Origin of the sequence: Streptomyces sp. NPDC001401 (assembly GCF_042895385.1) — a bacterium.
Lineage (GTDB): Bacteria > Actinomycetota > Actinomycetes > Streptomycetales > Streptomycetaceae > Streptomyces.
Window position 1 is genome coordinate 60,589 of the sequence record NZ_JBIAWI010000031.1, and the last position, 22,584, is coordinate 83,172.

16 protein-coding genes and 4 pseudogenes are annotated in these 22,584 nt (G+C 66.6%); 9 read left to right on the forward strand and 11 right to left on the reverse strand.

All coding sequences use genetic code 11. The annotated features are described in order from the left end of the window. Position 1: 1 nt before the first annotated feature. The 7 genes and pseudogenes from ACFY10_RS52405 to ACFY10_RS52435 form a co-directional block, all read right to left on the reverse strand. Entirely contained in the window at positions 2 to 319 is a 318-nt protein-coding gene (locus tag ACFY10_RS52405; RefSeq protein ID WP_180291909.1) for a CU044_2847 family protein, read from the reverse strand. Positions 320 to 503: 184 nt separating this feature from the next. Beyond that, a complete protein-coding gene (locus tag ACFY10_RS52410) occupies positions 504 to 1,385 on the reverse strand; it encodes an IS5 family transposase (protein WP_390672514.1) in 882 nt (293 codons plus the stop codon). A gap of 150 nt (positions 1,386 to 1,535) precedes the next feature. Then, a pseudogene (locus ACFY10_RS52415) lies at positions 1,536 to 2,815 on the reverse strand (IS701 family transposase). Between the two features lie 538 nt (positions 2,816 to 3,353). Further along, on the reverse strand, positions 3,354 to 5,135 hold the full coding sequence (locus ACFY10_RS52420; RefSeq protein ID WP_390672515.1) for a hypothetical protein: 1,782 nt from the start codon (positions 5,133 to 5,135) through the stop codon (positions 3,354 to 3,356). A 1,144-nt stretch (positions 5,136 to 6,279) separates the two neighbouring features. Further along, positions 6,280 to 7,212 carry a hypothetical protein gene (locus tag ACFY10_RS52425; protein ID WP_390672516.1) on the reverse strand — a complete coding sequence of 311 codons (933 nt, stop codon included), beginning with the start codon at positions 7,210 to 7,212 and terminating at the stop codon, positions 6,280 to 6,282. After that, positions 7,212 to 7,823, reverse strand: a complete 612-nt coding sequence (locus tag ACFY10_RS52430) for a tyrosine-type recombinase/integrase (protein WP_390672517.1) — start codon at positions 7,821 to 7,823, stop codon at positions 7,212 to 7,214. The genes ACFY10_RS52425 and ACFY10_RS52430 overlap by 1 nt, the downstream gene beginning before the upstream one ends. Before the next feature lie 314 nt (positions 7,824 to 8,137). After that, the gene (locus ACFY10_RS52435; RefSeq protein WP_390672518.1) at positions 8,138 to 8,380 is read right to left on the reverse strand and encodes a hypothetical protein; all 243 of its coding nucleotides are present in this window, start codon (positions 8,378 to 8,380) and stop codon (positions 8,138 to 8,140) included. 291 nt (positions 8,381 to 8,671) lie between these two features. On the opposite strand from ACFY10_RS52435, the gene ACFY10_RS52440 reads away from it, so the two are divergent. Further along, positions 8,672 to 8,881: a hypothetical protein gene (locus tag ACFY10_RS52440; protein WP_390672519.1), complete on the forward strand. Its 210-nt coding sequence runs from the start codon at positions 8,672 to 8,674 to the stop codon at positions 8,879 to 8,881. Positions 8,882 to 9,122: 241 nt separating this feature from the next. Here the strand turns inward: ACFY10_RS52440 and ACFY10_RS52445 are convergent. Then, positions 9,123 to 10,752, reverse strand: a pseudogene (locus ACFY10_RS52445) (ISAzo13 family transposase). 300 nt (positions 10,753 to 11,052) lie between these two features. Here ACFY10_RS52445 and ACFY10_RS52450 point away from each other — a divergent pair. Then, positions 11,053 to 11,505, forward strand: a complete 453-nt coding sequence (locus ACFY10_RS52450; protein WP_390672520.1) for a hypothetical protein — start codon at positions 11,053 to 11,055, stop codon at positions 11,503 to 11,505. 47 nt (positions 11,506 to 11,552) lie between these two features. Further along, positions 11,553 to 12,371: a DUF4436 domain-containing protein gene (locus tag ACFY10_RS52455; RefSeq protein ID WP_390672521.1), complete on the forward strand. Its 819-nt coding sequence runs from the start codon at positions 11,553 to 11,555 to the stop codon at positions 12,369 to 12,371. A 99-nt stretch (positions 12,372 to 12,470) separates the two neighbouring features. Here ACFY10_RS52455 and ACFY10_RS52460 read toward each other — a convergent pair. Beyond that, positions 12,471 to 13,220 (reverse strand): annotated as a pseudogene (locus tag ACFY10_RS52460) (transposase family protein). 66 nt (positions 13,221 to 13,286) lie between these two features. Here ACFY10_RS52460 and ACFY10_RS52465 point away from each other — a divergent pair. The 4 genes and pseudogenes from ACFY10_RS52465 (at position 13,287) to ACFY10_RS52480 (ending at position 18,449) form a co-directional block, all read left to right on the forward strand. After that, positions 13,287 to 13,949, forward strand: coding sequence for a hypothetical protein (locus ACFY10_RS52465; RefSeq protein ID WP_390672522.1), 663 nt, complete (start codon positions 13,287 to 13,289; stop codon positions 13,947 to 13,949). Positions 13,950 to 14,530: 581 nt separating this feature from the next. Then, positions 14,531 to 15,278: pseudogene (locus ACFY10_RS52470) on the forward strand (transposase family protein). 20 nt (positions 15,279 to 15,298) lie between these two features. Beyond that, the gene (locus ACFY10_RS52475) at positions 15,299 to 15,769 is read left to right on the forward strand and encodes a DUF317 domain-containing protein (protein ID WP_390672529.1); all 471 of its coding nucleotides are present in this window, start codon (positions 15,299 to 15,301) and stop codon (positions 15,767 to 15,769) included. A gap of 1,744 nt (positions 15,770 to 17,513) precedes the next feature. Continuing rightward, a complete protein-coding gene (locus tag ACFY10_RS52480) occupies positions 17,514 to 18,449 on the forward strand; it encodes a helix-turn-helix transcriptional regulator (RefSeq protein ID WP_390672523.1) in 936 nt (311 codons plus the stop codon). Between the two features lie 19 nt (positions 18,450 to 18,468). On the opposite strand, the gene ACFY10_RS52485 is transcribed toward ACFY10_RS52480, so the two are convergent. Continuing rightward, on the reverse strand, positions 18,469 to 19,299 hold the full coding sequence (locus tag ACFY10_RS52485) for an SAM-dependent methyltransferase (RefSeq protein ID WP_390672524.1): 831 nt from the start codon (positions 19,297 to 19,299) through the stop codon (positions 18,469 to 18,471). Between the two features lie 249 nt (positions 19,300 to 19,548). Next, positions 19,549 to 19,782, reverse strand: a complete 234-nt coding sequence (locus tag ACFY10_RS52490) for a DUF397 domain-containing protein (RefSeq protein WP_390672525.1) — start codon at positions 19,780 to 19,782, stop codon at positions 19,549 to 19,551. A 539-nt stretch (positions 19,783 to 20,321) separates the two neighbouring features. Here ACFY10_RS52490 and ACFY10_RS52495 point away from each other — a divergent pair. Further along, positions 20,322 to 20,564: a hypothetical protein gene (locus ACFY10_RS52495; RefSeq protein ID WP_390672526.1), complete on the forward strand. Its 243-nt coding sequence runs from the start codon at positions 20,322 to 20,324 to the stop codon at positions 20,562 to 20,564. A 79-nt stretch (positions 20,565 to 20,643) separates the two neighbouring features. Next, on the forward strand, positions 20,644 to 20,955 hold the full coding sequence (locus ACFY10_RS52500; RefSeq protein ID WP_390672527.1) for a helix-turn-helix domain-containing protein: 312 nt from the start codon (positions 20,644 to 20,646) through the stop codon (positions 20,953 to 20,955). Positions 20,956 to 22,584 lie beyond the last annotated feature (1,629 nt).

Genomic DNA, 22,584 nt, shown 5'->3' on the forward strand with positions numbered 1-22,584 from the left:
GTCACGACGCTGCGGCGCCGTCGGTGTCGTACTTCCAGGTTAGGGTGATCTCCAAGGACGCCGAGCCGCCGCCTTCGACCAAGAGCCCGGAGAGCTTCCCGGTCTTGGTCGACAGGTTGACGCCGAAGCTCACGGTGGCCTCGGCGGGCTTGGCGCTCTCCCATGCGGCGGACAGATGCCCACCCACGGCCTCGATCATGTCGCGTACGCCGTCGAAGGACAGCGCGTCCCCCAACCCGACCGGCTGTGGACCGCCGCCGTCTGACACCTCCGCGTAGAACTCGGTGCCACCTGCCCGCACCAGAATCGGCTGCCCCATACCGTCCTCCGTATCCACCGCTCGGCTGTCAATGCCCCCTGCATGGACGGTGATTGTGTCCTGCCCACCGCAGCACGGGCAACGCCCTGGCCGGTCTCGCGTGCGTGCCTCTGTCGCATCTCACGGCAGGCCGGACCACCTGTCCCGCGTACGACACCCCCGCGCCTAGGTTTCGTCTGACGGGTCATGCACGAAGCCACAGGCGAATGGCCGCAATGGTCACTGTGCCGTGGAAGATGTAGGCCCGCTTGTCGAACCTCGTGGCAACCGACCGGTTGATTTTCAACTTCCCGATCAGCCGCTCCACTTCGTTCCTGCGGACGTAGCGGGCCTTGTCGAAGCTGGTGGGCCGGCCGCCTCGGCTGCCGCGCCGTAGGCGGTTGGCCTGCTGGTTCCTTGGCTCGGGGATGGTGTGCTTGATCTGTCGGCGGCGCAAGTAGCGGCGATTACGCCGAGAGCTGTAGGCGCGATCGCCGCTGAGGTGGTCCGGGCGGGTGCGCGGGTGGCCGCCGTTGGGACGGGAGACGCTGATGCGGTCCAGGACCGGGATCATCTGGGGCGCGTCGCCCCACTGCCCAGGCGTGATCAGGAAGGCCAAGGGGCGCAGGCCGCCTTCACCGACCAGGTGGACCTTCGTGGTAAGCTCGCCGCGGGAGCGGCCGAGCCCTTCGTCGTCCCGGTGGCGAGCAGGCCGGGCTCGCATGCCCGGTACTTTCGGGGGTTGGTGGCGGGCGCCCGCGGCGTGCTGATGGGCCCGGCAGACTGTCGAGTCCACGCTCGCCATCGACCAGTCAATTCGCCCCTGTGCATCGGCGTCGGCCTGGACGGTCCGCAGGATCTTCTCCCATGTGCCGTCCGCCGACCAGCGTCGATGCCTGTCGTATGCCGTCTGCCACTTACCGAACCGGGATGGCAGATCGCGCCACGGGATACCGGTCCGCAACCGGAACAGAATTCCGTTGATCACCCTGCGGTGACACTTCCAACACCCACCCCGCCCGACGTTCCTCGGCAAGTACGGCTTCAGCCTGGCCCACTCCGCGTCACTGAGATCACCCCGCCCCACACGCCCTGGAACGACTCCTCGCGCCTGGTCGTCACTGACCCATCAGACAGGCCCTAGTAGGACTCCGTTAGGTCGTTCTCGATCTTGGCGTTGTGGGTGTCCTGGCGGGCAGGGCTTGGTGGCAGGTGGTGCAGACGCCGGTCCAGCACCTCAGGGTGTCCTGGAGGGCGTCGAGGACTTGGTAGAGGGTGAGACCAGTCCGGGCGCTTTTGGGGCCAGGCGCTGTTCGGTGAGGAAGGCATGGGCGGCGGTCACGAGGGTGACGTGGTGGTGCCAGCCCGGCCAGGAACGGCCTTCGAAGTGGTCCAGGCCCAGGCCGTGTTTGAGTTCGCGGTAGTCGTGTTCGATGCGCCAGCGGACCTTGGCCAGACGGACCAGGTCGGCGACCGCAGTGTCGGGCGGCAGGTTGGACAGCCAGTAATCGGTCGGTGCCTCGGCCTCGGCAGGCCATTCGATCAGCAGCCAGCAATCGGGCAGGATCCCGTCCCACCAGCCCTGTTCGGCCGAGGCCGCGGCTTTGATGGGGCGCTCGACTGCTTTGCCGGCGGGGCGCACGCGCACGGCGGCGAAGCGGGAGCGTAACTCCCCTCTCGAGCCGTGCCGCCAGGTGAGGGAGGTGAATGCCTCGTGTCCGAGGCCGGCGGCCAGTGCTGCCAGCGACGGTGCGGCCTGACGGTAGCGGGGCTGGGGCCAGCAGCCGATGCCCCCGTTGCGGGCCGGGGCCACGGGCTTGGCCCCGAAGGGGTGGGTGCTCACATCCGATCGGACGGCCAGGACGTAGGCAAGTCCGCGCTCGGACAGTGCGGTCCGCAGGTGCGCGTTGGTGCCGTAGGCGGCGTCGGCCACCACAACCGGCGGCGTCATGCCCCAGCCGGCGAGTGTGTCGAGCATGTCCAACGCCAGGCGCCACTTCTCGCGGTGCGTGACATCGGGCGGGATACGGGCGAGGGTGCGGCGGCCGGTGTCCGACGCCCATTCGTTGGGCAGGAACAGGCGCCACTGCAGCGGGCAGGAGGCGGTATCGGTGGCGGCGTGGACGCTGACCGCGACCTGGCAGTTGGCCCGCTTGCCCAAGGCCCCGCAGTACTGCGGGGCCACGGCGACCGACATCCGGCCGTCCTTGGGCACCGACACATCGTCGATCACCAGGCCGTCGGGTTGATCAACGGCAGCATGCGTTCGGCGAGCCGCCGCTGTACCGGCACCGGATCCCACGTGGACTGGTTCACGAACTGCTGCAGGTTCTGCTCGTTGCCGTCCGGCAGCCGCGAAGCCATCGCCTGAATGGACTTGCGGCGGCCGTCCAGCATCAGTCCGCGCAGATAGCAGTCACCCTTGGCCCGCTGGTCCTTCCGCGGCACCGACGCAAACACATCTGCCACGAAGAACGCCAACTCCGCCCGAACACGGTTCACTTCATGTGCGTCCACACGCCCAACATGCTCCGGAACAGGCCCGACGGATAGACCTAACGGAGTCCTACTAGGTGGCCCGAGTCGCTGAGGCAACGGCGTCTACCACTTGGCCTCGTACCGCGCCGCCGGCTCCACTCGGCTGCTCACTTACCGACTGCAGACCCCAACTGCTTACTGCCCGGCACCGGCACGGCAGGTGAGATGCGCACGCGTGTGAGCAGCGGCGTAATTCCCCATGCGCTCGCCACTTTCCCCAGGCAGACGTTCGATTGCACGGTGAGGCTGAGGGCGGCCCGCCCGCCTGAGCAGTGTCGAGGGTCGTGGCGGCCGGTCAAGGACGCCTACGGCGCCGCTACCGCGGTGAGCTGCGCTCATCCTGGACAGCCCGCCACGACCCCCAAGATCCGGCAGCTGTCGGGCGGGCCGGGGACGAGCGGCGTCCCCCTGGTCGTGTAGGCGCAACACCGGGATCCCCACGGGGAATTCTCTGGCGCAGTACCTGGAGAAAATCGCCGCCGTTCACACACGCGGCGCCGGGACAAGTCATCGCGGATCAATAGCTCTTGTGGACCAGCGCAAAGGTTCCTGCGTGATCGACAAGTGCGGAGACGAACACAGGATTGATGCACCCAGCCGATCCGTGTTCACACCATTTCCCATCGGGGTGTGGCAGTTCTGCCACGACGAGGGAACTGACCCACCCATCTGGATCTTGGGTAGGAACCTCCACCGAAGGTAGCCGGAAGAGCAGCGTCGCATCCTGGGCCCACGCATCGTTTGGCGTGCAAGTGACGCGATACGGGCCCGATACGATCTCTCCGAGTGAGGTGTGGGTGGGTGCACCTGCGCCAGGCGACTCAATCATGATTTGGTGGGCGGCGTCGAAAGTGTCGGCCTGTAGACGAACCTTGAGGCGCCCATCACTGCTCTCGAACGTCGTCGACTCATCGTCTATGGCGCCAAAGGCCACACCGCGTTCGTCTACGATCTCGTCACCCTCAGCAGTTAGCGCGACGACGGCGACAACTCCAGTGCCCTCACGTGGAAGCCCGCCGACAGCGGAGGTGCCAACCGCAGGCCACAGGTGTGTGTAACTAGAGGTGCCTGCCGCCGCGTCACCGCTGATGACGTAGATGTCGGGTGGGCGGCCGAAGGTCGCCGCCGCGTCAGTAGCCTGCACCTCGATACTCAGGGCGCCGACGGGGCTCAGCCTGAGCCCTACAGGGAACGGAAAGACAAGACGGCGCAGGGCTATCACCAAGGTGTGTGGTTCTGCTCGGGTAATGGTGGCCTTGCCGAGGAGGATCCCGCCATTGGGAGCGGCGCCCATGACGGATATCTCGTCGTCTATGTGGGCGCCGCGCAGTGGAAGTTCACCGTCGCCCGTAGTGACTCCGTATGCCTTGTTGTACGAGCGACTTGTCATGCCCTGAAGGAGCCGACGACCGTTTGTATGCTGATGCAGCCATACCTTCTGTCGGCGTACTGGGGTGCCATTGAACTCAGCGCGTACGACGACACCGTTCACGAGAATTCCTCGATGATCGCGCACTGAACGAACGAACGGTTTCCAGTCGGCGACGGGGATGAAACTCGGGACCCTTGTGTCGGCTCCTTCTGGTTGTGTTGTGCGCTGAATCGGTACACCGGAGTCGCGTAAACGACCAACTATGACACCACGAGCGGAGGGAGTTTGCAGGCGCCACCGGTCCTCGCTATAGCGGCTGAGCACGCTGCTCCAGCAGTCCAGTAACCCTTGGTCCGTACCCCCGATATGCGGGTTGTCGGGATGATCTGAACAGAGCTTCTTCTTATTCATTTCTTGTGCTCCCCGCATAAAGCAGGAGTCTTTTGTTCCTCCGGAGGCAAACGGGCCTCCTGAGTCGGAACTCTGCAGTGTGCAACGAACGGGGCCGTTAGCAGGGTCCCAATGGTCCCCCTCGTACTCATCTCGGACTCCCAGTGCGTAGTGGCCTAACTCGTGAAGTGTTACGCCACTGAAAAGGGCGTCATCGGGGTTCATGCTGACCTTGCCTGTGCTGTCGAACACGCCGCCGACTCTGGCGGTGGACTTCCGGTTGAGATCAGCGTAGATGCGGATATCGGCATCGTCCCACCCGCCGGCACTCTCGGAAGTGTTCAGGCGTTCGATCAAAAATTGGCCGTCAGTCGCGTTGTAGAGGAGCTCGGAGACCTCGACGAGTCGGTCGTGCAGGCGTGCGCGCTCCACAGGCGAGGCGTCCCACTCAATCGAGACTCTAAAGTTGAAACCAATGAGCGTGTTGCGGCGCTGGACTCGCAGATCAATTGGCTGGCTCGGATCGTTGACGGACAAGAGTGGCAGCCTCGCGTTATCCCCGTTGGTGTCATACCGAACGCGAACACTGGTTGAGTACACGCGGTAGGCCCAGTCGGCCGTCCCGCCACCCGCATGTCCCGGACGCTCGGATGGTTGTTCGTGGAGCAACTTGCGCGCAACAAGTAGTTGTCCAGCGGCTAGCGAGGGCACCAGGTGCAGTTCGCCACTGAGGCCAGTGGCGCCCGCGTGAGCCCCGTCTACATACACATCTGCTCCTGCGACCCGAACGCCAGCGTCGTCAAATACGCGCACGACGGATGCTCCTGATGGGCAGTCCGGGAAGATCTCACCAGCCACCGTGACATCCGCTGCGATCAGTCGGAACGGGCTCCGCCAGAGGAGCGTCGGACCGTCCAGGATTTCAACCCGTACATGCGATGGGAATCCGCAGTGTCCGGTATCCGCAGTCGGTTGAAAAGTTGTTGCAAAAAAGCCTTCTGCGTCGGTACGGGTCTGGCCAACGTGGCGTGTGTGGCTATGAGGGATGCAGGGTTCACCTGGTCGATCAATTCCAATGGTCGCCTTCTCGGTGACAACGACATCGAGGTTGGCTGCTGGCCGGCCGCACGAGGTGAATTGTCCGTGCACGGTGCAGCTGTCGAGTGTGGAATCTGGGGTCGTTGGGATACTGTCCTGGTGGAATTCGACGATTGGATCAGGGGTGCGCGCGGGGCTACTCCATACGAGGGTGGGGCCGTCGTACACGTCAATCCGGACGGATGTCCTCCAATCACAAGCGTCAGGCGGGGCCACGGCAGGGGTGTACTCGATCTCGAAGCAACCCTCAGAGTCTGTTTCCGCGGCCCCTACGGCACGGACCCGTGGCCAGCTTGTTCGATGCGAATCGATTCCCCCAAGCCGGTAGCTCGCGAGCGTTTCTTCGACGGCCACGACTTGACGAACCGTGCTACCCGGCTCGCCAACAGCTACTCGTCCCTGAATGGTTGCAACCACAGACATGGCGAGCCTCGCTTTTCTAGCGACGTTCCCCCACTCTGCTCCCCAACTACATGATCTGGAAGGGCCAGCGCATCGGTTCCGGAGATTACCGGTAGTTGTTAAGTCCGGCAGTGATGTGGACTGACGGCGGACCGGGTTGGCCGTAAGCCGGTGGTAGGAGTCAACTGCGGTGCTGGGGGAGGAATGGGGGCAGAGTCATGCTGTTGTGACGCAGGTCATACAGAGAATTTCGGAGTTCGTTGTCGGATCGGGCTCGCCTGCGCATGGTCGTGACCAGCGAGACGTTGTGGTCCTTCAGCCCCGCCGCCTTCGGATCTCCGAGGTCGTCGAGGGTCTCGCACCTCAGCACACGAAGTCGGTCGCAGATCATCCGCAGCCAGTGCCCGAACGTCCGCACGCCGCTCGCGGTGCGCTGCTGCACGCAGTACAGAAGCTCGGCGACCAACCGTCGCGGAAGCCCTCGCATACTGACCTCGCGGCCCATGTGAACCGGAGGAGCCGTCAGCCGCCACAGCTCCTCGTCACCGTCAAAGGTGCCGGTGAGCTTCGCCTTGCTGAGCTTTTGCCGATGCGCGTCGCAGTACGGCGTGCTCGGGGTGACCCGCTGACGCAGGCAGGCCGCCACTCCGCACGCTCCATGTCCCGGAAGCGGTTGCGGGAGAGGATGGACGAGGAACTCGTCGAGAGAGATCTTCAGCCGATGCTTCCGCTGGTAGTGATGGTTCTGGCACAGAGCCGCAGTCGGGCTACGCCACGGCCGCCCGCAACCCGGCAGCCGGCACAGCTCCTGGCGGACGTGGACGACGTTGTACCGCTCATGGGTGCTGAGGAAGTCCTCGACGCTCAGTCCCGACTTGTTCAAGCGAATGCGACAGCCGGAGCACAACGGGCCCCAGCTCTCGTACCCCTTGTCGCACCCCTTCACCCGGCACTCCGGCATCCCGATCACTGGGTGGTCCAAAGGGTAGAGAAGAACGCCCAGCTCCCAGTCCCAGGAGATGAGGTCGAGGAATTCTGCGTCCAGGGCCTCGATCAGTTCCTGGGTCCTTGCGGCATTCGTCGGCGGCCGCACCGGCAGGGGGATCGCCGGCATCAGCGCTCACCTCGCCCGTACAGTGCCCGAGGAGACGGAACCCGCTCCACCGCCTCCCGAAGCCGGGCTCGATCCGGGATCACGTAGGGGCGGGCCGACTCGGGGTGCTTGTGCCCCAACAGGGCCTGGACCTCGTCGAGTTCGCCACCGGCGTCCGACACATTGCTGCCGAACGCCCGACGGGCCGAGTGCGGCCCCACCTTCCTGGAAAGCCCCGCCCGCCGCGTCAGCCGCTCGAACAGCTCATAGATCGCCTCCGGCGTCATCGGCGCCCCGAGCACTCCGCGGAAGAGATTCACCAGGAGGAAGTCGCTGCCGCCGGAGCCGAGCAGGGTGAACCGCTCATCGACGTACTGGTCGTAGCCCTGCACGACAAGGAAGTCCACCGGCTGAATCCAGGACTCGCGGGACATGGACCATGCGCCGTTGGCGTTGTCCCGGCGCCGCACGTGGATGTGGGGCCCCTTGTAGTCGCATCCGAGCGCACGAGAGTCCGCCAGCATGTGGCAGTCGGACCGATGGATGCCCGCTGCCTGCCCGCGCCGGAGCCCGACCCGCCCCAGCAGCAACACAACGAGACGATCGCGGGCACAGCGGCACTCCATGAACATGCCGACGATCTCCTCGTCGGAAGCCCGATCGACGTCGGTCTCCGGCTCTTGGAGCCGGTGACGGGCCCTGAGCCGGTAGAACAGCCCGGACTCCTCCCTCTGAGCCTCCGCGCGCGGGGTCGGCTGTCGCCCAGTTCATAGAGCTGCCCCAGTACAGACCGCGGCGCCTTGGCGATCGAGACCGCGTACGAAAGGAACCCGCGGGTTGCCGAGAGCACGACGTTGATCCGGCGCTCGCGCCGAACCGGCGTGCCACCCGGACCGGACCGGACAACGACAGGACCGTCGTCATCCGCTCGCGAAGGAGTGTGCTTCTACCAGACGATGAACAAGCCGAGGTCACGAGCGGCCTTCCTCCAGTCGCGGCCGGTCGCACTGCACCAACGGAGGTAGAGCGCCGCGCCTCCCGCATTCGTCTTGGTCGTGAGTTCGGCCCGGCTTCGGCCGAAGCGCTGATATCGCCCCCAACTGTCGGCGACGGGGACGACCACGAGGTCGTCATCGAGGACGGTCCAATACCGCGTGCCCGAGGGCAGGACCACAGGGAAAGCCCGCATGTGAAACTCCGGTGCTCTGACGGATCATGCAACAACCCGCCACAGAGCCACACCCCGCGAGTACGAGCGTCCACGCACCAACGAAGAATACTCACACCACGTCACACCACACCTGTAAGAACCCCGTAGAACACCGTAGCCGTCGGCACCTACCGTGGCACCGGCAAGAGCGTCCACCTGCACGGCGAGAACCACCTGCGTCACGTCACCAGCGCCTTCGCCTCACCGGCCCAAGCCCTCACCGCCTTCGAACAGGCTCACGGCAAGGCCGTACGCCCCGGACCCGCACCCATGACCGACACCGAACGCCACACCGCCCACGCCCGCACCAGCCTCACCCCGCCCGACACCACCCCGACCGACGACGCTGCGCCGTTGGTCGAGCAGGTACCCGCCTACGCCGCCGACCCCGGCGACCACGAAGCCGTCTTCAACATCTTCCTCGACAACAACGACGACTGGGAGAAGTACAGGACTTTCCCTGTTGAATCAGCGTGTTGAAGCTGATCCAACAGGGGTGGTTCTGTGCCGGGTTGGCGTACCTACTGGGGTATGCAAGACCCGGGTGGTGTCTGACCGAATACCGATCCTGACGGGCTGGGAGGACCTGGCAGACCGTGAAGAGCGGTCTGGGATAGACCCGGGTGATCCGATTTCTGTTGTCGCCGGTCTGCCAGTGGGGTGTGCCCGAGCACGACAGGTACCTGCTTCCTTGTCTTCTTCCCTAAGGGCTTGCAGATCATTAACGCGTCGTCTTGATCTTGCTGCTGGGTGTGCTGGCTTGGGCGTGGACCCGAGCCTGGAGGACCGACAGGGCGTCGGGTGGGGTCGTCGCAGGTGGGATCACGATGCCGTGGGCCTTGAGCAGTCGTCTGTTCTTCAAGAGCGTGCGATGCATGGCGGTGCGGCTGCTCCCGAACAGTACGGCGAGAGGTTCGGCGGCCAGGGCAACCCGCAGGTGGAGCACGGTGGCCAGGACCTGTTCGGGGAAGGAGAGCCGAGGCGGGCGGCCGCGCTGGGTATCGCCGTCGGGGGCCAACGTCTTGGTGAGGTCGTCCAGTTGTTGCCGGGACATCCCGGTTAGCGCGGGATCCGACAGCAGGGCCTGATGCCATTCCGGCTCCGGCGTGTGTGGAGTTCGGGCTGCCGGGAGGGCAGGGCGGCGCTGGGGGTGCAGGGCATAGTTCCAGTCGCCGTGGAAGGCGTGACGGGTCAGCGGCAGAGCGGCCATCTCCGCGTCACCGATGCGGACGCCGGTCGGGTAGGTGATTGGTGTCGAGTGCGGCGTTCACGCGCAGTCCGGTGCGGGTGGTGGTCGCCGCGATGGTCTGCAGGATGACTTCGTGGCTGGTCAGCGGGCGGCCGCGCCAGTTCATGGTGATGTGGGAGAAGAGCCGGTGCTCGATCTTGTTCCACTTCGATGTGCCCGGCGGCAGGTGACAGACCGTGATGGTCAGCCCGGTTTCGGCGGCGAACTGGGCGAGTTCGAGTTTCCAGGCGCGGGTGCGGTAGCCGTTGGAGCCGCCGGCATCGGCGGTGATCAGTAGTCGTGTCGCCTGCGGGTAGGCGTCCTGCCCCTGACCGTGCCACCAACGGCGGATCGACTCCACAGCGAACGCGGCGGTGTCGTGATCGGTACCGACATTGACCCAGCCGGTGTTCGCTGCCAGGTCGTAGATTCCGTACGGGATGGCCTTGCCCAGCTGCGGGTCGGTGAAGTCATGGACCTGCACCGGCACCGGGTCACCGGCCGGCCGCCACTGACGGCCGTGGTTCTTGAACTCGCCGACGAGTTCCTTCTTCTTGGTGTCCACGCTGATCACTGGCTGGCCGGTGTCCCGGTGCGCGCGGGCCTGCTCGTTGAGGTAACGGAACTGGGCATCGCGGTCCGGGTGCTGGCTGCCCTCGATGGTCTTGGCGTTGGCCTGCAGGCTGAAGCCTTCCTCCCGTAGCAGGTCGGCGACGGTGTCAGCGCTGACTTGGTGCCCGGCGCGGGTCAGCTCCCGCGCGAGGATGCGGGTGGACTTCACCGTCCACCGCAGCGGCGACGTCGGATCTCCCCGCACATCCGGTTCGACCAGAGTCAGCAGTGCAGGCCGCAGCCCGGGGTCGACATCGGCGACTCGCTTGCGGCCTCCGCCCTGGCGCCGCACCCGCCCCAACGGATCTTCTCCGGCCTCGAGTTCGAAGACGCCCTTACGGACCGTCGTCTCGCTCGCCTGGGCCGCCCGCGCCACGGCCCGGATGCCTCCGTGTCCCAGCCCTCGGGCCTCAGCGGCCATCAACAGCCGCCGTTGCCGCTCGTCCAGATGCGGGAACAACACCGCGAACTTCACGGCGAGTTGGGCACGAGTCTCATCCGGGATGCGCATACCACGCCAACGAATCCAAGGGCGGGAAGCAACACCTTGATGATCTGCAAGCCCTTAGTGACTCCAGCCGCGCGGCTGCGCGGCCTGCGCCCCGACCGGCTGAGCAACCCGAAGGTCTGGCGCAGGAAGGTCCTGGCCCGGCCTAGTCGTCGCCCTCGCGCTATCCCGGGGCGATCTCGTTATCGATCAACGCCGGCGTGGCGGGGTAGCTTCGGGTGGCGTTCGCCCGCTTGTCCAGATCGGAAGCGTCAGGATGCGCGCCTTCGGGGCTCCGGAGATGGCAGTCCGTAGGTTTGGATCATGACGTGGAAGAACGAGTTGTCGCTGGGCGATGTCCTCGCGGCCTCCGTATCCGGCGTGCTGGTCGCGATGTACCGACTTCTACGCTCACGCCGTGACTTGATCACAGAGCGGCGCGCAAACTTCCTCCTCGACCAGCTTGCGGAGATCGCGCTGACGCTTGAGTCGGGCGGCACGCACGCCTCCAGAGTACTGACGGCTCGGCTCCGATTCCTCCCCTCCGAGCTGAAGCTGTCGTTCTTGAAGGACTTGGCGGATACACGTTTCTCACCACAAGGCGAGGAACCCCTCAAAGAGCAATGGAAGCAGGCTGGCACGCCGGCTGGCGATAACGGCTTAGCCCGCTGGATCCGGGACAACGGCGGTGCCGAGGCGGACACCGCGATCTCGCAGATCCTGGAGCCCAGGCGGCGAACGCGGCGCTCACGGAAGCGTGCAGGTGAACTTCGATGAGTGCTCCCGTGACCAAACCCCGTGGGCGCGGCAGGCTCCTCCCAATCATGTGCATCACGATCGGCGTTCTACTGGCCGCCATCTGCGCAGCGGCAGGTGCGCTGATGTATGACAACGAGCGGGACAGCAGCCGCCAGGCCCTCATCGGGGACACCGCATCCCCTAATCGGCTTGATGTCGAGGTAACAGTGCAGAAAGTCGACGCCGCCAACCACCAACTGACAATGCGAGTGCTGGCCGTCCCACACGGATCAGTTGGCGGTAACGAGATCCCGGCCCACGACCTCGTCCTCTACCCCACTTCCCTGTTCAAGACCGACCTCACGTACGCGGCTGGACGGATCATCTCCGCCCAGGACATCACCGTCAGCCTCGTCGGCGGGCCTATCTCTGACTATCCCTTCGACAGCTACAGCACAACAATCGCGTTCGCTGCCAAATTCCAGGCCACCCCGCTGCCAGTCTCCGTGTCACTCACCAACGAGGACCCCTTCTTCCACCTCACTGCCCTCAACTCAGTCGGAGACCGTCAATTCGTCGTCGGCCTGAAGGGAAACGTTGACCGCTCACACGGCACACTGATCCTCGCGTCGATCATGTTCTTCGACATGTGGGCACTCAGCCTTACCATCGCGGGCGCAGCCCTGATCATCATCAGCCGGCGCTTGGGCCTGGTCTGGTCCGCCATGGGCTGGATGGCCGCCACCCTCTTCGCTCTAGTCGGCCTGCGCAACGCCGCGCCCGGCAGCCCGCCCATCGGCTCTTGGCTCGACTACGCCTCGTTCTTCTGGGCCGAACTCGTCATCATCATCAGCATCGCCGCCGTCGCCACGCACGGTATTCGCAACCCAGACGCCCGCCAATGAAGTCATGCAGCAAGGCCAAGATTCAACACGCTGAACTTGATAGGGAACGCACCTGGGAAGACCACACCACCATCGCCAACCATGAGTCACTGAGGTTTTTCAGCGTTGCCGCTCCAGCGTGAGGACGGCCGCAGCGATTGACGTCATTCGATTCGGGCTGCACCGGGATCTGCGGAAGATGCGCCAGGACTTCAGTCGTGCGATGCCGCGCTCGACCGGTGCCCGGGCCGCGGACAGCGCATGGTTGACGGTTTGCTGAGTCGGTGTGAGCTCGCGGCCCAGTGGGCGTCGAAGGGGTGTCGTCACCCACGAGCCGGCTCCCATATAAGCCCGGTCGGCGAGGACGGGGACGCCTTGGCGTTCGCAGATCCGGATGATCCGGTGGGCGCGGGCCGCGGTGAGGTCGTGCGCACGGCCGGGCAGTGCGGGCGATATCCACAGCAGTTGTCCGGCTGGATCGGTCACCACCTGTACGTTCACCCCGTGCCGGCGGTGCTTGCGGGAATAGTCGGCCCGGCTGTCGCCGACCCGGTCGCACTCGGCCAGGGTGCCGTCGAGCAGGACGTAGTCGGGGTCGGCTTCGCGCAGGGCTCGCAGCAGGCCGAGCGCGCGGTCGGCGAGCAGATTGATGACGGCTGCCGTTTAGGCGTAGGCGGTGCCGACAGAGATACCGAAACCCGCGGCGACCTGGGTAAGAGTGTCGTGCTTGCGCAGGTACACCAGGCCGACCAGCGCACGCTGGTGCGGTGGGAGCTTGCAACGGCGGTCACCCTCACGGGTGACGATGAGCATCGTGACCCACTCGACCAGGGCGTGCGGCAGGTCGAGTGCGGCAGAATGGGGAACCAACGCGGCTCCTGTGCCTGTGGGTTGAGACTTCGAACACCTCCTCCAACGGCACGGGAGCCTCGCGCGTTGCGCACCCCGTCGGAGTCAGCCGATCAGTGGCGCTCTGAAAAACCTCAGTCAGCGCCTGCATTGAGAGGCGTCAAGTACGGCCTGCGGGCTGATTCCGATCTCCTCAGCCAGGTCAGCCGTGCGGTGAGCCTGAGTGCCTACAAACAACTTCACGATCCCAAAAGTGACCTCCAGACGCTGCTTGACCCACAGCTTCATGTCCAAAACATGCATACGACTGCACCGGACGCTAGGCTGAAAGAAGGCAAGCACGGCTTAACCGGCCAGGACGAAGGTGCCGAAATGACAGATACAAATATCAACATTTCTGGTAGCTACAGGATTCGGCAGAGTAATGGTGCCCACGTCAACGTCATCTGGAATCAGGACGGTAACCAGCTCAGCGGCTACGCCTCTATTGAAGGGAGCAACATCGTAAGTAACTCCCTCGAAGGCACGGTCAAGGGAGAACACGTCGACTTCAACATCGCCTGGAGTGACGGCATCACAGGACACTACTGGGGCGATCTCTTCGAACCTTTCTCTCACGAGGCTTGGCAGGGAGCACTCATGGGCGACACTAAAGTAGAGGCCACAGGAGGTTGGGCGCACTGGGAAGTACTGGACAATACATTTAGGGGCTTGAAGCCTCAACACGAGGTTAATACGGCCGACTGGTAGACGTAGCCCGGACTCGGCTCCGGTTCGGGCCGTTCCGCTCCGCGGCCAGCTGCTCCAGCAGGCGACGGTTTGCCTCCGCCTCTGTGAGCCTCACAAGTCCGGCAAGATGTCGCGGGGGACCCAGATCATCGAGTTCGTTGCGGACTACTCCGCAGTGCTCATGCTATTGGTGCCGGTTCTCGCAATTTTCGAGGCATCACCGGGCCGACCACGTCCCCGTACTCTGTGCACCAGGACACCGGGACCAGGCCGCCACAGTCGTACGGCGGCACACGCACCCCTCCGCCGAGCCGGCGTATGGCACCCCGTGACGGAGAAGCCCACCCGCCGGACCGTCCGCGTCGTGCCCGCCAACGCACTGCCACCAGTCCGGCGCTGCCTGCCCGTCATCACCATCCGTGTCCCCCTTCCTGGCACTTCTCTCCGCTCAGGCGGCGGGTCCGGTGCCCGCCTCGCGGGCGGGGTGGCCCTGGGCTTCCTTCGAGGGCGCCATAGTTACGAGGTGCGGACCGCAACGCACAAGGCCCCCGTGCCGTTGAGGGAGGTGTTCGAAGTCTCAACCCGCCGGGACAGGAGCCCTGTTGGTTCCCTATCCTGCCGCACTCGACCTCCCGCACGCCCTGGTCGAGTGGGTCACGATGCTCATCGTCACCCGTGAGGGTGACCGCCGCTGCAAACTCCCGCCGCACCAGCGCGCGCTCGTCGCTCTGGTGTCCTGCGCCGCCACGACGCCCTCGCCCGCATCGCGGCCGGGTTCGGGATATCCGTCGGCACCGCCCACGCATACGTCACCGCCGTCACCGGCCTGCTCGCCGATCTCGCTCCCGGCCTGCTCAAGACGCTGCGCGAGCACGACCCGGACTTCGTCGTGCTGGACGGGACCCTCGCCGAGTGCGACCGCGTCGACGACAGCCGGGCCGACTACTCCGCCAAGCACCGCCGGCACGGCGTGAACATCCAGGTCGTCACCGATCCCGCCGACAACCTGCTGTGGATCTCGCCCGCACTGCCGGGCCGCACCCACGACCTGACCGCGGCCCGCACCCACCGCATCATCCGGATCTGCGAGCGCCAGGGTGTCCCGATCCTCGCCGACCGCGCCTACCAGGGCGCCGGCCCCTGGGTCACCACCGGCCTCAAACGCCCACCAGGCGGTGAACTCACCCTCACCAGCGCACCGTCAACCGCGCCCTCGCCCAGGCCCGAGCGCCCGTCGAACGCGGCATGGCACGGCTGAAGTCCTGGCAGATCTTCCGCAAGGCCCGCATCAGCCCGAACCGCATGACCGTCATCACCAAGGCCGTCCTCACCCTGGAGCGGCAACGCTGAAAACGCTCACTGACCTGCGCATCCTCTTCGACCACGACGCCGACCCCCGGGACGCGACATGGACGCTTGCCGCCTACGAGGGCCCGGTCAGCGAACGCATGTGGCACATGGCCCTCACCTCGACCGTCCCCGCACCGGTCCTCGGTCCCCTGCTGTCCGCCCTCGCCGCCGGAGACGCCGAGGACACCGCCCTCGGCACCCCCATCGAGACGACCGTAAGCGAGGCCGTCCGCCCACTCGCGGACGTCGGCTGGACGCCTGTAGTGGACGGACGCTGCATGCGCTGGAACACCGAACAAGGCCAGGCCGGCGTCCAGTTCGACGCCTTCGCCGCCCACAACCCCAAGCTCCTCGACACCTGGGCCCTGTGGGCCGGCCCCAGCATCAACCACCCCGCCTGGACCATGCGCGCCTCCGCCTGCACCCCCGTCGGCCTCCTCTCCGCCGTTGCGGGAGAACTCGCCCATGGCATCGGCACCCGCCGCCAGTGAAGTCCCGGCACGCCCCGGCACACCACGGTGCGCCCCGCCACCGCGCCGCCCGGCACGCAACGCCAGGCCGGCCGGCCGCGCTGACCGGCGAACACAGCCATGGCTCAAGCGGACACGGGGCTGCCGCGGAGCCACTCGCACGCCGTCCGCCTGCGCGTTCACACAGGCGCGCTGCGCTGATCGCCAGCGCAGCGCCCCGCCCCGGCAGCCCGGAGGACTGGGACGCCCGTGGATTCACTCTTCAGCGCACGCTCGCCGGAGCTCTTGGCCCATAAGGTCGAACCGGTGGTACGGCAGAGGAGTCCCCATGAAACGCGAGCGGGCAACGGAGCTGCTCCACGAGATGCTCGACAGGCTCGAGGAAGGCGCTCGTCCCCTCGACCGCAGATCCACCAGCCGCACGCTCCGGCCAGGCCCGCGCCCTGGCCGCCTACGCCGACGGCATGTCGGTGCCGGAGCGCAGACAACTTCTGGCCATGGTCAAGGCGTACCACCGCACCCGGATCACCCGATAACACGCCCCACGGCCCACGCCGGCCAACAGGCACCCATCGACCATCCGGGTCATTCACCCTTGCCGGTTCTCCTTCTTCGGTACCCGCATCCGCAAGCACACGATGACCGCCCGCGCCGTCGGCGCCCTATCCGATCTCGCACAAGCAGCTTGCGGACCGGCCGTCCTGCGCCCAGTTATGACTTTCGAGGCCACTTCGCTCAACTCCCCGCACACGCCGTCATGTTGCTCGTAGGCTGACCGTGCAGGGCAGTGGCACATCCGCGTCTCTCTCACCCCGTGCTTCCGTTCAACCGACCAGATGTCACAGCGCTCGCAGGAGCTGGAACAGCGCGAAGGACGGGCGGTCACGCTGCGCCGGTGGACGGCGCGGTTACGCCGCTGGCAGCGGACTGCTTCCGCGGCCCGGGGTGGCGGAGTGTGGGACTGATCTGGCTGACGGCATTGGCGTCGGCCGTGACGACCCGGCTCGTCAACCTCTTTGTGTCCTGAACCGCCTCCGCACACTGGTATTGCGCGGAGGCGGCAGCCAGGAAGCGTTCACCAGCCGCAGGGGCTCGGTCACCAACCGGGCCCCTGACCTGTGTCCGGGCCCGAACTCGCCCCATTTTGACGCGGATAACTTGACTCTTAAGGCTATACAGCGAACCGGAGTTGCGTCCTGGGTTCCACAAGGCTTCGTCGAGTTATGCAACACCCGGAAGACGCCGGACACGGCAGACGGGTCAGGGGCAGGCCCGGGTGGCGATGCTCACCCGCCCCGCAGGACGACCGCGTCGTCCGGGTTCAGTCCCGAACCCGGCTGCTGAAGGATGTCCGAGGCTGCGCCCGGGACCGCACCATCGTGAGAGCCGGCACTGGCCGCACGCCGTGGCAGGCGCCGGCACCTTTGCACCGACCTGTTCCATTCCGGGTCACCCGATGACCGGCCCGACCGGGCATCCCCTCAAAGCACCCAGCCCGCTGGCAGGTGCATTCCAGCCACGCTGTCGCGATGCATCGCCGCGAGGCACGGTGGAAGCCTCGCTCCGACGGGGCGCCAACTCGCGCCATCGCGCGCCACATTGACGCGGCACGTGTGCCCTCGCTTACCTCGTGTGGGGCGAGCGACGCCGGTCACACACACAAACGATGTTGGACTTTTTTACGATTCTGCCGCCGAAGCCGAGCGGTTCGTGCACGATGAGCGCCGATAGCTTCACTCTGAGTTCGTAGTGTCAAGGAGCGATTGTGGTCCAGCAGTTGGCAGGGGCCGGGGACCCAGGCGAGACCGAGAGCCCCAAGGCCGGCCGCCGGGTGCGGTACCTGCAGGACGAGGCTGTGCCGTCCGGCAAGCGGATGATGCTGGGCCACGCCCTGCGAAAGCGGCGCGACAGCCTCAACCTGAAGCAGGACGAGGTGGCCCGCTCCCTGGGCGGATCGCCCTCGAAGGTGAGCCGGATCGAAAGCGGGCACCACAAGGTCAAGGCGCGTGACCTGCCCGTGTTCTTCGAGCGCTACGACATCAGCGATCCCGCCGAGCAGGAGCAGCTGCGGCAACTGGCCGCCGGGGCCAGCGAGGTGGCCTGGTGGCAGCCGTGGTCGTGGGCAGCGCCCAAGTACCTGCAGGCCGTGGTGAGTTTCGAGGACATGGCCCAGCGGATCAGGTCGTACGAGCCTCTCCAGCTTCACGGCTTGCTGCAGACCCCGGCCTACGCCCGGGCCGTGATCAACCGGGGCAGCGGCACCCCCCAGGAGCGCGAGGCCCGGACACAACTGCGCCAGGAACGCACGGCGCGCTTTGCCGACGCGTCCGCGGACAGGCACGGCATGTTCATCATCGACGAGGCCACCCTGCTCCGGCCGTTCGGATCCCCACAGATCATGCGCGGACAGCTCGAGCACCTGCTGGAACTGTCCGCCGACCCCCGCTACCAGTTCCGGCTTGCCGAGCTGGGCAAGTGCGACCTGCCCGTCGACCTGGGACCGACGACGATCTTCGACTTCGCCGGCATGCTGCCCACCCTCGTCTACGCGGAGGGATTCGACGGGGGCCTGATCATCGAGGACGATCAGGCGGTCGACCAGCGGGTGAAGGCATTCGACGCGCTGCTGTACGCCTCGCTGGCGCCCCGTCACACGCGCCGCCGGATCAGCAACCTGCTCGCGCGCCACTACGGCCGCTGAGCAGCCCGTCGCCCCTGGCTCAGGGCTTGCGGGCCACACCGGCGTAGAGGGACACCTGGGCGTCGCTCACCAGGCTCGGGCCGCTGCCCGGCTCGGGCCGCCAGCGGTGCCCGACGACCAGGCCCGGCTCGATCAGCTCCAGGCCGTCGAAGAATTTCAGGACCTCCGCCCGGGTGCGCACCTGGGTGGGGGTCCCGGCTTGCGTGTAGGCGTCGACGATGGCCTGCCAGACCTCCGGCGCGAAGTCCCCGGTACCGTGCGACACACTCAGGTACGAGCCCGGCGGCAGCTCCCGCAGGAGGCGGTGCACGATCCGGTAGGGCTCGTCATCGCCGGTGACGAAGTGCAGCAGGGCATGCAGACTCAGCGCGACCGGCCGCCCGAAGTCGATGACGCCCTCGCTCCTGACCGCGTCAATGACGGCAGCCGGATCGGTCGCATCAGCCTGGACGTAGCAGGTCTTGCCCTCGGCCGTGCCCTCGAGGAGGGCGTCGGCGTAGACGAGCACGATCGGGTCGTTGTCCACATAGGCCACCCGGCACTCCGGCGCAACGCCCTGGGCGACCTCGTGCAGGTTGGGCGAGGTCGGTATCCCGGTGCCCACATCGATGAACTGGCGTACTCCCAGCCGGGCGAGACAGGCCACCGCGCGGTGCATGAAGGCCCGGTTGACGCGCGCCGCGGTCTCGGCCGCGGGAAAGTGACGCCTGACGTTCTCGGCCGCTTCGCGGTCCACGGCATAGTTGGTCTTCCCGCCGAGGAAGTAGTCGTACATCCGCGCGCTGTGCGCCTTGTCCTGCCCTAAGTCCGTGACCCTGCTCTGCCCAGGTCCGGACTGCTCCCCCACCATGGTCCTCCCCGACGTCCCGCGACCGTCCGCCCACGTCAGCGGCGGAATGCACTTGCATTGTGCTCCTGACTACTGGCCGGTCACCGGGAATGTCGAGCACTGAATGACTTTTTCGGCTTGCGAGCACCTGAGCATCCGGGCATGTTCACGGAACCACCAGTTCCGGCAACCCTGCCCGGCCGGCCGCCGCCCGGACACGCCGCCTTTGCATCTGCGTACACGGCCAGGCAGCGGCACACCAGGGACCGGTTACAGCTCTCCGCGCCCCGCGGCGGAGGTGAAGGCGGACGCCGCCTCCCTGAATACGGCGACCACAGGGCCGCCGGGCACCTTCGAGTCACGGAACCAGATCTGCCCCTCGGACGGTTCCGCCACCTCCAGACAGGCCCCGTTGGGCGTGCTGTGCGAACTCTTCCGCCAGACGATCTGGCCTCGTTGACCGCCGCTTGCGGGACAGCGGTGAACACGCGTCGGCTTCTCCACCAGGCGACCTCCTGCGGTGAACGAACACCCCGTTGCCCGAATGCAATTGCATTTCGGTCCGACACTAGAAGGATCACCACCCTTCCGACAGATATGCCTGCTTGAAGCAACAATGTCTTAAATCAACCACCGGGCTGCCTGCAAATGCGCTGGCGCACCAGGCGCGTTCATCGCACCGTCACACCGCCATCCAAAGACGGCCTGACCTCCGGCGAACCGATCGAACACACCCGCACACACGTCCGAGCTCCCAGACGGGCGCCCCCCTCACCAGTGCAAAGAAGAAGCACACCCGGCTCATACGGACCACAGCGATCGAACGCTCAACTCGCCGCCACAACAGGCGAACCCGCCTCCGGGCACCGCGGTCGGACACGTGAGCGCGCTGCGTTGCAGCGAACAGCCAGACGGCCTGCCCCGTCTCTCCTACCGTCGTTCGCGCCCGGCCACCAGACCGGGCGGCACCAGGCCCCGGCAGCAGCGATGTGGGAATCCTCCGCCGGGGCCCGTGTCCACAACCCTCCATCCAGGAGAGCGCTTTGGACCCCTCCCCCCGGCGACGACGCGGTAAACCGCTCCACGCCCGCCCCCGCCCCGCACGCATCCGCGTGTGCGAGCCGTGCCTGAGCGACTGCCTCGAGCTCGCACTCGGGCAAGCCGGCCATCTGCTGTTCATGCAGCCGCACGGGCACTGGCTGACCACCGCAGGATCCCTCGTCCTGCTCGGCCTGCGCCTCGCCCGCCACCAACACGACCACAGCCTCTGCGACCAGCCCCACTGACCACGGTGAGGGGTGCCGGCCAGCTGGCACCCCTCACCCACCCGATGACCAACTCTCCAGTACACGCGGGGTCCTGCACATGCATCAAATACCGCGCGCCGCATTCCTCCGAGCGACCCACATCGGCCTGGTCATGGAACAGATCCAGCGCCACAGCGGACTGACCGCCGACGACATCGTCCGCCTCCTCGGGGCGGATCCGGCACACGTCGCCGCCGTCCTGTCCGGCAGCCTCTTCCCCAGCCGGCACCTGGCCATGCGCTTCGCCCGCGCCTGCGGCGCCGACCACCACATCCTGCTCAAGGTCTGGGAGGACGAACACCAGCGCCGCTGCCCAAGCAGCATGCAGCGAGCAGACGAGAGCGCTGAGGGCACTACGCCAGGCCAATGACCTCGGGAGGGCACCACGGTCACCTCCGCTCGCCAAGAGCACGGACGCACTCCTGGTAGTACAGCCGGACGCCGGCCAGCTCCGCGCGAGCCGCGATCAATCGTCAAAGCGACCAGGCTCCTCTCCGTCCACCCCGCCGACTCCTCGCGGGCGAACAAACGGAGGCCGCACTGACCCTGTACGTCGGCTCGAGGGCTTCATCCGGCGCTGGTGGGACCGCTGGCTCCAGGGAGGGCGAAGGCTCTTCAGTACTTTCCGTGAAGCCTGCCAACTGGCGGGGAGCGTACGGTGCTTGACGGGATCGAAACCCGGCGCGGCCGTCGTGCGGGAATTGAGCGTCACCCGCGTCACGGCGCCCTCGGCGCCGCCGACTTCCGCGGCCGGACGGGGTGTCAGTACCGGCGGGAACCACGGCCGTAAGTGGTCGCTGCGGCTGATCGGCGCCGGTTCACCCCCGCACCGGCAGGGACCACGTGACGAGGGCCTCGGCCGCGTCCACCTTGGTCGGTTCGCCCCCGCACCGGCGGGGACCACGCCCTGTGCTCGGCGGTCGTCTTCCTCCTCGCCGGTTCACCCCCGCACCGGCGGGGACGACGCGACGCATCTGGGTGGCCGTCACGCTGTGGACGGTTCACCCCCGCACCGGCGGGGACCACTGCACGTAGACGGGCCCGCTCAGCCCGTTGAACGGTTCACCCCCGCACCGGCGGGGACCACTTGGCGATGTGACGGATCGGCAGACGCATTTACGGTTCACCCCCGCACCAGCGGGGACCACTCCCCAGCCGACGTTGATGGGCCCGACGGTGTCGGTTCACACCCGCACCGGCGGGGACCACTTGTGCTGGGCGACGTCCTGGAGGCAGCTGTTCGGTTCACCCCCGCACCGGCGGGGACCACCACGACGGGATCTCGCCCCAGAACCGGTAGTCCGGTTCACCCCGGACCGGCGGGGACCACAGGCGCAGGGCGGTGATCAGCCGCCTGTACGTCGGTTCACCCCCGCACCGGCGGGGACCACAGATGGGCCCGGGTCAGGTCACTGGCGTTCGTCGGTTCACCCCCGCACCGTCGGGGACACCTCACAGACGTTCTTCTACGCCTCCTTGATTGCCGATTCGCTCCCGCGTCGGCGGGGACAACGCCGACTACCACCACATCGCCTGCGAGCGCCGCGGTTCACCCCCACGTGGGCGGGGACGACGAGTTGAGGACGATCACGCACCCGGCGACGCCGCGGTTCACCCCCGCACCGGCGGGGACCACAGAAGCACCACGGCCGGCCATGGCAGGCCCGTCGGTTCACTCCCGCGCCGGCGGGGACCACCCCAGGGAGGAGTGGCAGAAGGTTGGTCGCTACGGTTCACCCCGCACCGGCGGGGACCACGTGGACTTGTCCGACAGCGCGGAGTAGCCCAGCGGTTCACCCCCGCACCTGCGGGGACCACAGCTTCCCGCCGGGGGGATGACCTGCGCAGACGGTTCAACCCCGCACCGCTGGGGACCACCTGCGCAACTCCAGCTCGGGGTTGGCTGTCCACGGACATCAGCCCGTCCGGGTGAGCGGTCAGTTGATCTCTTGCTGGGCGGACAGCTCATCTCCCTGTCCGGTATGACTATTGATCCCTG

Excerpts from the sequence above, each read along its gene's own strand:
- ACFY10_RS52425 (WP_390672516.1), bottom strand. The coding sequence starts at position 7,212 with ATGCCGGCGATCCCCCTGCCGGTGCGGCCGCCGACGAATGCCGCAAGG.
- ACFY10_RS52430 (WP_390672517.1), bottom strand. The coding sequence starts at position 7,823 with ATGTTCATGGAGTGCCGCTGTGCCCGCGATCGTCTCGTTGTGTTGCTG.
- ACFY10_RS52435 (WP_390672518.1), bottom strand. The coding sequence starts at position 8,380 with ATGCGGGCTTTCCCTGTGGTCCTGCCCTCGGGCACGCGGTATTGGACC.
- ACFY10_RS52485 (WP_390672524.1), bottom strand. The coding sequence starts at position 19,299 with ATGGTGGGGGAGCAGTCCGGACCTGGGCAGAGCAGGGTCACGGACTTA.
- ACFY10_RS52450 (WP_390672520.1), top strand. The coding sequence starts at position 11,053 with ATGACGTGGAAGAACGAGTTGTCGCTGGGCGATGTCCTCGCGGCCTCC.
- ACFY10_RS52440 (WP_390672519.1), top strand. The coding sequence starts at position 8,672 with ATGACCGACACCGAACGCCACACCGCCCACGCCCGCACCAGCCTCACC.
- ACFY10_RS52455 (WP_390672521.1), top strand. The coding sequence starts at position 11,553 with ATGTGCATCACGATCGGCGTTCTACTGGCCGCCATCTGCGCAGCGGCA.
- ACFY10_RS52405 (WP_180291909.1), bottom strand. The coding sequence starts at position 319 with ATGGGGCAGCCGATTCTGGTGCGGGCAGGTGGCACCGAGTTCTACGCG.
- ACFY10_RS52500 (WP_390672527.1), top strand. The coding sequence starts at position 20,644 with ATGCATCAAATACCGCGCGCCGCATTCCTCCGAGCGACCCACATCGGC.